The 9,698-nt window shown below is 73.7% G+C and carries 9 protein-coding genes; 6 read left to right on the forward strand and 3 right to left on the reverse strand.

What is annotated here, in order from left to right; translation table 11 throughout:
• The 5 genes from GT358_RS11065 to GT358_RS11085 all read left to right on the forward strand — a co-directional run.
• Positions 1–415, forward strand: a 415-nt coding sequence (locus GT358_RS11065) for an ABC transporter ATP-binding protein (protein WP_166582687.1), incomplete at its 5' end; no start/stop codon positions are given.
• Positions 412–1,386, forward strand: a complete 975-nt coding sequence (locus GT358_RS11070) for an ABC transporter ATP-binding protein (protein WP_166582688.1) — start codon at positions 412–414, stop codon at positions 1,384–1,386. The genes GT358_RS11065 and GT358_RS11070, both read left to right, overlap by 4 nt.
• Positions 1,383–2,114, forward strand: coding sequence for an amidohydrolase family protein (locus tag GT358_RS11075; RefSeq protein WP_166582689.1), 732 nt, complete (start codon positions 1,383–1,385; stop codon positions 2,112–2,114). The genes GT358_RS11070 and GT358_RS11075 overlap by 4 nt, the downstream gene beginning before the upstream one ends.
• On the forward strand, positions 2,111–3,505 hold the full coding sequence (locus GT358_RS11080) for an amidohydrolase family protein (RefSeq protein ID WP_166582690.1): 1,395 nt from the start codon (positions 2,111–2,113) through the stop codon (positions 3,503–3,505). Before GT358_RS11075 ends, GT358_RS11080 begins: the two co-directional genes overlap by 4 nt.
• Positions 3,502–4,200 carry a GntR family transcriptional regulator gene (locus tag GT358_RS11085; protein ID WP_166582691.1) on the forward strand — a complete coding sequence of 233 codons (699 nt, stop codon included), beginning with the start codon at positions 3,502–3,504 and terminating at the stop codon, positions 4,198–4,200. The genes GT358_RS11080 and GT358_RS11085 overlap by 4 nt, the downstream gene beginning before the upstream one ends.
• Here GT358_RS11085 and truA read toward each other — a convergent pair.
• Positions 4,176–4,943 carry a tRNA pseudouridine(38-40) synthase TruA gene (gene truA / locus GT358_RS11090; protein WP_166582692.1) on the reverse strand — a complete coding sequence of 256 codons (768 nt, stop codon included), beginning with the start codon at positions 4,941–4,943 and terminating at the stop codon, positions 4,176–4,178. The two genes, GT358_RS11085 and truA, sit on opposite strands and share 25 nt — an antisense overlap.
• Before the next feature lie 116 nt (positions 4,944–5,059).
• On the opposite strand from truA, the gene GT358_RS11095 reads away from it, so the two are divergent.
• Positions 5,060–5,764 carry a phosphatidylcholine/phosphatidylserine synthase gene (locus GT358_RS11095; RefSeq protein WP_166582693.1) on the forward strand — a complete coding sequence of 235 codons (705 nt, stop codon included), beginning with the start codon at positions 5,060–5,062 and terminating at the stop codon, positions 5,762–5,764.
• 46 nt (positions 5,765–5,810) lie between these two features.
• On the opposite strand, the gene GT358_RS11100 is transcribed toward GT358_RS11095, so the two are convergent.
• Both GT358_RS11100 and ileS read right to left on the reverse strand, forming a co-directional pair.
• On the reverse strand, positions 5,811–6,350 hold the full coding sequence (locus tag GT358_RS11100) for an EF-hand domain-containing protein (protein ID WP_166582694.1): 540 nt from the start codon (positions 6,348–6,350) through the stop codon (positions 5,811–5,813).
• 166 nt (positions 6,351–6,516) lie between these two features.
• On the reverse strand, positions 6,517–9,579 hold the full coding sequence (ileS, locus tag GT358_RS11105) for an isoleucine--tRNA ligase (RefSeq protein WP_166582695.1): 3,063 nt from the start codon (positions 9,577–9,579) through the stop codon (positions 6,517–6,519).
• Positions 9,580–9,698: the final 119 nt, after the last annotated feature.

Consider the following 9,698-nt stretch of genomic DNA (forward strand, 5'->3'; position numbering starts at 1 on the left):
CACGGTGCAGGCGCAGATCCTGTCGCTGCTCGGGACCTTGCGCGAGAGGCGGGGGATGAGCGTGCTGCTGATCAGCCACGACCTGGGCGCGGTGGCCGGGATCACCGACCGGGTGGCCGTCATGTATGCCGGCCGCCTGGTCGAGATCGGCCCGGCCGAGGCGGTCTATGCCGCCCCGCGCCATCCCTATACCGCGGCCCTTCTGGCCTGCTGCGCCCGGGCCGACCGGCCGCGCGCGGACCGCCTGCCCGCCATTCCCGGCGCGCCGCCGGACCCGCGCCTGCCGCTGGCGGGCTGCGCCTTTGCCCCGCGCTGCCCGCGCGCCCTGCCCGCCTGCGCCGAGCGGCCCCCGCTGGAGGGGCACAGGCATCTGGCCGCCTGCCACAACCCCGTGCCCGGGCGCGAGGCGGCATGACGGCCCCTGCCCTCCTCTCGGTCCGGGACCTGCGGGTGGCCTATCCCGTGCGCGAGGGCTGGCGCCGCCGGATGCGGCCCGCGCTGCAGGGCATCGACCTCGAGCTGCGGGCGGGCGAGACGCTCGCCATCGTGGGCGAGAGCGGGTCTGGCAAGAGCACGCTAGGCCGCGCCATGCTGCGCCTCGTGCCCGCAGAGGGGGCGATCCTGTGGGAGGGACACGACATCGCCCGCTGGCCCGAAAGGCGGCTGGGCCCCTTTCGCCGCGCGGCGCAGATGATCTTTCAGGATCCCTATCTGAGCCTCAATCCGCGCAAGACGGTGGGCACGATCCTGCGCGACGCGCTGCGCCAGGCGGGCGGCCGAGGCGATCGGGAGGCGGTGGAGGCGCTTCTGTCCTCCGTCGGGCTGGCGGCCGAGGCAGCGGTGCGCTACCCGCGCGCCTTTTCAGGCGGCCAGCGCCAGCGTGTCGGGATCGCCCGCGCACTGGCCGTGCGGCCGCGCCTTCTGGTCGCCGACGAACCCGTCTCGGCGCTCGACATGTCGGTGCGGGCGCAGGTGGTCAACCTGCTGGCCGACATCCGGCAGCGCGAGGGGCTGGCGCTGGCCTTCATCAGCCACGATCTGGGCGTGGTGCGCCACATGGCCGACCGCGTGGCGGTGCTGTATTTCGGCCGCCTGGTCGAGATCGCCGAGGCCGAGACCTTCTACGCCGCCCCCGCCCATCCCTACAGCGCGGCCCTGCTGGCCGCTGCCCCCCCGCCCGAGCCGCGCCTGGCGCGCAGGGCACTCTCCGCGACGCTGTCGGGCGAGGTCCCGAGCCCCGCGCGTCCCCCCCCGGGCTGCGCCTTCGCCTCGCGCTGCCCGCGCGCCCGGGACCGCTGCCGCGCCGAGATCCCGCCGCTGCGCCCCCTCGGGCCGGGCCGCCGGGCGGCCTGCCACTTTCCCCTGATCCCGGAGGGCCCCGCATGATCGTCGATGCCTACAACAACATCTGGACCGCCGGCGGCACGTCGGACTACCTGACGGCCGAGACCTACTCGGTCGAGATGATGCTGGCGGACATGGACCGCGCCGGCGTGGACATGGCGGTGGGCTGCTCGCTCGGGCAGATGATCGACAACGCCTACACGGCCTCGGTGCAGGCGCGCTACCCCGACCGGATCGTGGCCTTCGGGCAGGTCAACGCGCGCACGCCCGACGCGGCCGACCAGGTGCGGCGCGATTTCGAGGCGCACGGGCTGCGCGGCCTCAAACTGCACCCGACGCTGCACGGCTACCACGTCGTCGATCACGGGCTGCTCGACCCGATCTTCCGCGTCTGCGCCGAGTGCGGGATCCTGGTGCTGTTCAACGCGCTCGACGACGCCTTTGTCTCGCCGCTGGGGATCGAGGAGATCGCGAAGGGATTCCCCGAGGTCAACGTGCTGATCGCGCATATGGGCACGGTCTGGAACGTCCCCGAGGCGATCCTGGTCGCCGGGCGCAACCCCAACATCTATCTCGAGACCTCGTCCACCCAGCTCATCGAGGTGCGCATGGCCTATCGCGCGCTGGGGGCGGACAAGATCGTGATGGGCACGGACTGGCCCGGCAGCGACTTCGAGCTGGAGCGGATGAAGATCGCCAAGGCCATCCCCGACCCCGCCGACCGCGCCAAGGTGGAGGGCGGCACGCTGGCGCGGCTTCTGCGGCTGTGAGCGCGGTGCTGGAGGTGGGCCGCCTCTGGGCGCGACCCTGGGAGGGGCCGCCGGGGGGGCCGGCGCGGATCGTGATGGAGGGGGGCCGCATCGCCCGGATCGAGCCGGGGGGGACGGGGACGGGCCTGGCCCTGCCGGGGCTGGTCAACGCGCACGACCACGCGCGGGGTCTGCGCCCGCTCGCGGGCGGGGTGGAGGACGGGCCGCTCGAGGGCTGGCTGTGGCGGCTGCGCGGCCTGCCGGGGCTCGACCCCTGGCTCAACGCGGCGGTGGCCTTCGGGCGCATGGCCCGCTCGGGCGTCACGGCGGTGGCCGACCTGCACCTTCCGGTGGACCCGCTCGATCCCGGGGAGGCGGGGGCGGTCGCGCGGGCGGCCCGCGACGTGGGCCTGACGGTCGCCTTTGTGGCGCCGGTGGTGGACCGCAACCTCGACGGCCTGGACGGCGGGCGGGGAGTGCGGGCGGCGCTGGGCCCTGCGGCTTACGCGCGCCTCGAGCGGCCGCTGCCCCCCGCGGCCGAACAGGTGGCGCTGGCCGACGCGGCGGCGGAGGCGCTGGGGGACGAACGCTTCGTCGTGCAGTACGGCCCCGCGGGTCCCCACTGGGTCGGCGAGGCAGGCTGGCGCCTGCTGGCGGCCCGCGCCGCCGAGACGGGGCGCCGCGTGCACACCCACCTGCTCGAGACCGCGGCCCAGCGCGACTGGCTCGACCGCGAGCATGGGGGCCGGCCGCTCGACTGGCTGGAGGGGCTGGGGCTGCTCGGGCCGGGGCTGACGGTGGCCCACGGGGTCCACCTGCGCCCCGACGAGTGCCGCCGGCTGGCCGGGGCGGGGGCGCTGCTGGCCGTCAACGCGAGCTCCAACCTGCGCCTCGCTTCGGGGGTGGCGCCGGGCGCGGCGATCGCGGCGGCCGGACTGGCCTTCGGGATCGGCCTTGACGGCCTGGCTCTGGGCGACGACGAGGACATGCTGGCCGAGATCCGCCTGGCCGCGGCCTTGCTGCGCGGCTGGGGACCCGGGGCGGCCGGGCCCGGTCCGGCCGAGATCTGGCGCGCCGCCGCCTCCTGGGGGTGGCGCGCGATCGACGGGCGGGACGGCGAGGGCCTGCGCGAGGGGGCGCGGGCGGACGTGGTGGTGCTGGAGGAGGAGGCGATGATGGGCGACCGGCTGGACGAGGACCCCTCGCCCGCCCTGATCCTGGGGCGGATGCGGCGCGAGGCCGTGCGCGAGGTCTGGGCCGGCGGACGCCCGATCGTGCGGGGGGGCTGGCCGCTCGGGATCGACCTGCCCGCGCTCGAGCGCGAGCTGCTCGCGCAGGCGCGTCGCGCGCGTCCCGATGCGGCCCTGCGCGCCCTCGCCGCGCGGGCGGCGGCCGTGGCGGAGGGGCGATGATGGCGCCGCGCGACCTGGGCCGGCGCAGCGCCACCGAGGAGGCCTATGACCACCTGCTCGAGGCGATCCGCACCGGGCGGCTTCCCGGCGGCACCCATGTCACGGCCGAGGAGGTCGCGCGCCGGATCGGCATGAGCCGCATCCCCGTGCGCGAGGCGATGCGCCAGCTCGCGACCGAGGGCTACATGACGATCCGCTCCAACCGCGGGGCGCAGGTCACCTCGCTCAGCCCCGCGGAGGTGACGGAGCTCTACGAGATGCGCGCCGTGCTGGAGGGGCTGGCCTTCCGCGACAGCGTGGGCGCGCTGGGCCCACGCGGGATCGCCGAGTGCGAGCGCGCGCTCGCGCTGCTCGAGCAGGCGCGCAGCGACCCGGACTGGTTCGTGAGCGCGCACAACGCGCTCCACGACGCGCTGGGGGCCGGCTGCACGCGCCGGCGCCTCTGGGGTGAGATCGTCCGGCTGCGCACGGCGGCCGAGCCCTATCTGCGCATGACGCTGCGCATGAGCCCGACCGCCTTCGCCAACACCGTCTCCGAGCACGAGGCGCTGGTGCGCTGCGCGGCCGAAGGGCGGCGGGACGAGGCCGAGGCGCTGATGCGCGCGCACATCCTGGGCGGCGACATCGCCGAGCTTCTGGCCGAGGCGCTGCGCGAGCAGGCGCGGGGTTCTCAGGCGAAGGGGTCGGGGTCGTAGCGGGCGGCGACGAACCAGAGCCCCTCGGGCGGGGCCAGCGGGCCGCAGGCGGCGCGGTTGCGCGCGGCGAGCGCCTCGGCCATGCGCTCGGGCGGCCAGGCCCCCGCCCCCACCCTCTCGAGGCTGCCCGCAATCGAGCGGACCTGGCTGTGCAGGAAGCTGCGCGCCGCGGCGTGGATGCGGATCTCCGGGCCCTCGGGCCCCTCGGCCTCCTCGACGGCAAGGCGGTCGAGGCTCCGCACGGGGCTCCGGGCCTGGCAGGCGGCGGCGCGAAAGGTGGTGAAGTCGTGACGACCCACAAGATGCGCTGCACCCGCCGCCATCGCGGCCGCGTCGAGCCGGTGGCGCACGGCCCAGGCGCGGCCCGCGCTGAAGGTCAGCGGCGCCCGGCGGCAGACGATGCGGTAGAGATAGGCCCGCCCCACGGCGTCGAAGCGGGCGTGCCAGCCGGGCGCCACGGCGGCGCAAGCGGTCACGGCGACGGGAAGGGGACGCAGATGGGCGTTGAGCGCCTCGGCCAGGCGGAACGGGTCCCAGTCGCGCCGAAGGTCGGCATGGGCCACCTGGCCCAGCGCGTGCACGCCCGCATCGGTGCGGCCCGCAGCCGCGACATGGTGGGGGCCGGGGTCGAGACGGGCGAGCGCGGCCTCGAGCGCGGCCTGAACCGTGGGCGGGCCGTCCTGCCGCTGCCAGCCGGCAAAGGCGGGGCCGAAATATTCCAGTCGCAGCGCGTAGCGGGGCATGGGGGGCCGCCTAGCCGGGGGACGGGTCGCAGGCAAGCGGCGCGAGGGCCGCAGCAGGGGCGGCGACGGGTCCGAAGCGGTTGCCCCCTGCCGTCCGTTGCGCCATGACAGGCCGCATGAGTCCTGCCGCCAAGGCCCTGCTCGTCCATTTCCTGACCGCGTCGGGCGCCGTCTGGGCCATGCTCGCCATGCTCGAGGCCGTGCAGCGGGACTGGAGCGGGATGTTCTTCTGGCTGGTCGTCGCGCTTCTGGTGGACGGGCTCGACGGGCCGCTCGCGCGCCGCTACGAGGTCAAGCGCCACGCGCCCGTCTTCGACGGCGTCCTGATGGACCTGGTCGTGGACTATCTGACCTATGTGTTCGTGCCGGCCTATGCGCTGTTCCATGCCGGCCTGCTGCCGGGCTGGACGGGATGGTTCGCGATCATCGTGATCACTTTCGCCTCGGCGCTCTATTTCGCCGACACGCGGATGAAGACGCGCGACAATTCTTTTTCCGGCTTTCCGGGCTGCTGGAACATGGTGGTGCTGGTCCTGTTCGCCTGGCTGGAGCCGGGGACCAACCTGTGGCTGGTGCTGATCCTGGTCTCCGCGCTGGCGGTGGCGATGTTTCTGCCGATCAAGTTCGTCCATCCGGTCCGCACCGCCCGCTGGCGCCCCGTGACGCTGCCCGTGGCGCTCCTGTGGATCCTCTTTGCCGGCTGGGTCGCGCTCAGGGACTTCCAGGATGTGGGCTGGGCGCTCTGGGGCCTGACGCTCACCTCGCTCTACCTGCTCCTGGCCGGGGCGGTGCAGCAGATCCTCTACGGCGAGGACGGCTGAGGAAGTGGCAGGGCCACCCGTTGCCGTCCGACGCCCGGCGGCGCGGTCAGTCGGCCGGAACCGAGCCGCCCGTCCCCACCGGAGCGCCGCCTGTTCCCGGATCGGGAAGGGTTCCCACGGTTCCCGACCAGGGATCGAGTCTCTGATCGCTCGCCCCGATGCCGAAGCGGCCATCGGGGCCGAAATCCGTTCCCAACATCTCCAGCATGTCGCCTTCGACGAAGCCGCGCCCGGCAGGGTCGTAGCCTCGCCACAGGCCCTGGCCGAACTCCCCCTCGGTGAGAAGCCCGTCCCCATCCGTGTCCCAGGCGGCGAAATCCGGCGGCGCGGCTCCCGTGGCCGCGAAGCCCGCCTCGAACTCGTTGCGGGTGAGGGCAGCGTCCTCGGCCCGGTTCCACCGGTTGAAGAGGTCGCGGCCGGCCAGACCGGCGTCGAATTCCTCGCGGCTGATGCGGCCGTCCCCGTCGCTGTCCCATGCGACCCAGCCGGGCGGAGCGGCCGGATCGGCGGCCGTCTGTGCCGGGGCGGGGACGGCAAGAAGGGCGGAAATGGCCGGGACGGCGGCCCCTGCGGTTCTGCGGGTCATGTCTGCTCTCCGGGTCATCGCGGTGGCATGGGCCGCCTCGGGAACGACAACCCGCAGCCTGCAGATCCGGTCGCGGCGCCGCCGGGGGCAAGGACCCGCCGCCCCGTCTTCCGTCGGCCGGCCCGTGCCGACGGCCGACCGGGTCGGACGCGGCGGCGCCGTCCGGTCAGGAGACGGAGCGCGCCTGCCCTGCCGCCTCGAGCGCCGCGTTGCAGCGCCCGCAGGTTCCCGGATGGGCATGCTGGCCGACATCGGGCAGGATCTTCCAGCAGCGTGCGCATTTGGCGCCCTGCGCGGGGGCGAAGACCACCGCGACGTCCGGCACCTCCGGAAGGCGGAACGCTCCGGCCGGGGCCGCGTCCTCCGTGAGGGTCGCGGCCGAGACGATGCAGATGTCGGCGAACTCCTCCGGCGAGAGCCCGCCCGCCGCCATGGGATCGGCGAGATGGACGATCGGGGCCGCCTCGAGCGAGGCGCCGATGGTCTTGGCGGCACGCTGCGGCTCCAGTGCGCCGGTGACGACGCGACGCGCGGCGCGGGCCCTCTCCCAGCGGGCGGCGAGCGCATCGTCGCGCCATTCGCCGGGCGTGGGGGGAAAGTCCACGAGGTGGACCGACCCCTCGCCGTGGCGGTCGAGCCAGGCCTCCTCGGCGGTGAAGGCGAGGATGGGGGCGAGCCAGGGCACGAGGCGGTCGTGCAGGTGGCCGAGGACCGCGCGGGCGGCGCGCCTGCGGGGCGTGTCGCCGTCGCAATAGAGCGCGTCCTTGCGGATGTCGAAATAGAAGGCCGACAGGTCCGAGGTGGCGAAGTCGAAGAGCGCCCGGAACACCCCGCTGAAATCGTACGCCGCATAGCCCTTGCGCACCGTCCCGTCGAGTTCGGAGAGCCGGTGGAGGACCCAGCGCTCGAGCTCGGGCATCAGGGCGGGATCGACGGGCCGGATCTCGCGCGGCAGGCTGCCCAGCAGGAAGCGCAGCGTGTTCCTGAGGCGGCGGTAGCTGTCGGCCGTGCCCTTGAGGATCTCGGGTCCGATCCGCAGGTCGGCGGTGTAGTCGGATTGCGCGACCCACAGGCGCAGGATGTCGGCTCCGTGGTCCTTGCAGACCTGACCCGGCGCCACCGTGTTGCCGAGCGACTTGGACATCTTCATGCCCCGCTCGTCGAGCGTGAAGCCGTGGGTGAGCACGCCCCGGTAGGGGGCGCGGCCGATCGTGCCGCAGGCCTGGAGCAGCGAGGAGTGGAACCAGCCGCGGTGCTGGTCGGTCCCCTCGAGGTAGAGGTCGGCGATGCCGTCGGGCGTCCCGTCGGGGCGGTCGCGCAGGACGAAGGCGTGGGTGCTGCCCGAGTCGAACCAGACGTCGAGGATGTCGAAGACCTGATCCCACTCGTCCGGGTTCGCGAGACCCTCGAGGAAGCGCGCCTTGACGCGGGCCTTCTCGGCCTCCTGCTCGGGTGTTCCCTCGCGCGTGAGCACGGGGAGGGGGACATTGGGATACCAGGCGTCCGCCCCCTCCTTCTCGAAGATCTCGACGATGCGGGCGTTTACCCGCGGGTCCCGGAGCAGGAAGTCCGGGTCGTCGGGCTGCGCCCCCTTCTTCGTGAAGAGCGTGAGCGGCACGCCCCAGGCGCGCTGGCGCGAGAGCACCCAGTCGGGCCGCGCCTCCATCATGGAGCGCAGGCGGTTCCGGCCCGAGGGGGGGGTCCATTCCACCAGCTCGTCGATGGAGCGCAGCGCGCGCTCGCGGATCGTGGCGCCGTAGGTGCCCAGGCCGTCGTCGAGGGGCTTGTCGATGGCGGCGAACCATTGGGGGGTGTTGCGGTAGATCAGCGGGGCCTTGGAGCGCCAGGAATGGGGGTAGGAGTGGCGGAGCTTCCCCTTGGCGAAGAGCGCGCCGGCCGCGTGCAGCGCCTTGATGACCGAGACGTTGGCGGGGCCTTCCTTGCCCTCGGGCGTGATGATGGCCTGCCCGCCGAAGAGCGGCAGGTCGGGGCGGTAGGTGCCGTCCTCGAGGACGTTGTGGGTCATCCGCAGGCCGTGGCGCAGGCCGAGCTGGTAGTCGTCGTCGCCATGCGAGGGAGCGGTGTGGACGAAGCCCGTGCCCGCGTCGTCGGTGACGTGATCGCCGGGGAGCATCGGGATGGGGTCGTCCCATTCGCCGTCTGCGCCGTCGAGGCCGCGGAAGGGGTGGGCGAGGGTGAGGGCCGAGAGCTCGTCCGCCGAAACTTCCCGCACCATGCGGGCGCGGGATACCCTGGCGGCGGCAAAGGTCTCGTCGGCGCGGGGGAGCGCGAGGAGGACATGGTCGCCGGGACGGGTAGCAGCGCCTTCGGCAGCGTCCTCGACCTCGAACAGACCGTAGGAGATGGCCGGGTTGAAGGCGACGGCGCGGTTGGAGGGGAGCGTCCACGGGGTCGTCGTCCAGATCAGGACGGATGCCCCCATCCGGGTGAGATCGTGTGCAAACCGCTCGGCATCGGTGCCGACCGGCTTGCCGGGCTCGTCACGCGACGGAAGTTCAGCCATGGACGCCGGGACAGCCACCCGGAACCGCACCCAGACCTGGTGGCTCGTGACCTCCTGATACTCGACCTCCGCCTCGGCCAGCGCGGTCTTCTCCACGGGGGACCACAGGACGGGCTTCGACCCCTGGTAGAGCGAGCCGTTCATCAGGAACCGGAGGAACTCGCCCGCGATCACGGCCTCGGCGTGGAAGTCCATCGTGAGATAGGGGTCGTCCCAGGCCCCCGTGATGCCGAGGCGGCGGAACTCCTCGCGCTGGACGGCCACCCAGTGCTCGGCGAAGCGGCGGCATTCGCGGCGGAAGTCCACGACGGGCACGGCGTCCTTGTCGAGGCCCTTCGCCCGATACTGCTCCTCGATCTTCCATTCGATGGGCAGGCCGTGGCAGTCCCAGCCGGGGACGTAGCGGCTGTCGTGGCCCATCATCTGGCGCGAGCGGACCACCATGTCCTTGAGGACCTTGTTGAGCCCGTGGCCGATATGGAGATGCCCGTTCGCGTAGGGAGGCCCGTCGTGGAGGACGAAGGGCGGGCGGTGGGCGGCCGAGGCGCGCAGGCGGGCGTAGATCCCCATCTCGTCCCAGCGGCGGAGCCAGTCCGGCTCGCGCTGGGGAAGGCCTGCGCGCATGGGAAAGTCCGTGCGCGGCAGGTTCAGCGTGTCCTTGTAGTCCGGCATCTCCGGGCGGGGCTGGACGGTATCGGGGGCCATCGGCGTCTCCTGCGGTCCCGCCCCCTCTAGGCCAGCACGGTGCAGCCGTCCAGCGGCCCGGCCCCTGTGGCGGGCAGGGTCTGTCCTCCCCTGGCGGGCGGCGGGATGCGTCCCGCGGG

The sequence above is a fragment of the Rubellimicrobium sp. CFH 75288 genome (genome assembly GCF_009904055.1).
In the GTDB taxonomy this organism is placed as follows: Bacteria; Pseudomonadota; Alphaproteobacteria; order Rhodobacterales; family Rhodobacteraceae; genus Rubellimicrobium.

What these genes read in the sequence shown, in the direction of transcription:
- GT358_RS11100 (WP_166582694.1), bottom strand. Translation starts at nt 6,350, where the DNA reads ATGACCCGCAGAACCGCAGGGGCCGCCGTCCCGGCCATTTCCGCCCTT.
- truA (WP_166582692.1), bottom strand. Translation starts at nt 4,943, where the DNA reads ATGCCCCGCTACGCGCTGCGACTGGAATATTTCGGCCCCGCCTTTGCC.
- GT358_RS11075 (WP_166582689.1), top strand. Translation starts at nt 1,383, where the DNA reads ATGATCGTCGATGCCTACAACAACATCTGGACCGCCGGCGGCACGTCG.
- GT358_RS11095 (WP_166582693.1), top strand. Translation starts at nt 5,060, where the DNA reads ATGAGTCCTGCCGCCAAGGCCCTGCTCGTCCATTTCCTGACCGCGTCG.
- GT358_RS11070 (WP_166582688.1), top strand. Translation starts at nt 412, where the DNA reads ATGACGGCCCCTGCCCTCCTCTCGGTCCGGGACCTGCGGGTGGCCTAT.
- ileS (WP_166582695.1), bottom strand. Translation starts at nt 9,579, where the DNA reads ATGGCCCCCGATACCGTCCAGCCCCGCCCGGAGATGCCGGACTACAAG.
- GT358_RS11085 (WP_166582691.1), top strand. Translation starts at nt 3,502, where the DNA reads ATGATGGCGCCGCGCGACCTGGGCCGGCGCAGCGCCACCGAGGAGGCC.